General features: G+C 63.3%; 1 protein-coding gene. It reads left to right on the plus strand.

The window, feature by feature from the left end; all coding sequences use genetic code 11:
• A partial coding sequence (gene prpC / locus KFO72_RS41860; protein WP_225034558.1) for a 2-methylcitrate synthase occupies positions 1-1,019 on the plus strand: 1,019 nt, incomplete at both ends.

Below are 1,019 nucleotides of genomic sequence, written 5' to 3' on the forward strand. Positions count from 1 at the left end.
CTGTCGGGCGTGACGGCGGGCAATACCGCGCTGTGCACGGTCGGCAAGACGGGCAACGACCTGCACTACCGCGGCTACGACATTCTCGATATCGCTGGCGCCAGCGAATTCGAGGAGATCGCGTATCTGCTCGTGCACGGCAAGCTGCCCAACGTCGCCGAACTCGCCGCTTACAAGAAAAAGCTCAAGGCGCTGCGCGGCCTGCCCGCGAACGTGAAGGCCGCGCTCGAATGGATTCCCGCCGCCGCGCATCCAATGGACGTGATGCGCACGGGCGTGTCCGTGCTGGGCACCGTGCTGCCGGAAAAAGACGATCACAACCTGCCGGGCGCGCGCGATATCGCCGACAAGCTGATGGCCTCGCTCGGCTCGATGCTGCTGTACTGGTATCACTACTCGCACAACGGCAAGCGGATCGAAGTCGAAACCGACGACGATTCGATCGGCGGCCACTTCCTGCATCTGCTGCATGGCGTGGAGCCGCCGAAGTCGTGGGTCGATGCGATGCACGTGTCGCTGAATCTGTATGCCGAGCACGAATTCAATGCATCGACGTTCACCGGCCGCGTGATCGCGGGCACGGGCTCGGACATGTATTCGGCCATCACGGGCGCAATCGGCGCGCTGCGCGGCCCGAAGCACGGCGGCGCCAACGAGGTCGCGTTCGAGATCCAGTCGCGCTACCAGACGCCGGATGAGGCGGAAGCCGACATCCGCCGCCGTGTCGAGAACAAGGAAGTCGTGATCGGCTTCGGCCACCCCGTGTACACGATCTCCGATCCGCGCAACAAGGTGATCAAGGACGTGGCGAAGAAGCTGTCGAAGGAAGCGTCGAACACGAAGCTGTTCGAGATCGCCGAGCGCCTCGAAAGCGTGATGTGGGACGTCAAGAAGATGTTCCCGAATCTCGACTGGTTCAGCGCCGTGTCGTATCACATGATGGGCGTGCCGACGGCCATGTTCACGCCGCTCTTCGTGATCTCGCGCACGTCCGGCTGGGCCGCGCACATCATCGAGCA

The organism is Paraburkholderia sp. XV (genome assembly GCF_020177535.1).
Lineage (GTDB): Bacteria > Pseudomonadota > Gammaproteobacteria > Burkholderiales > Burkholderiaceae > Paraburkholderia > Paraburkholderia caribensis.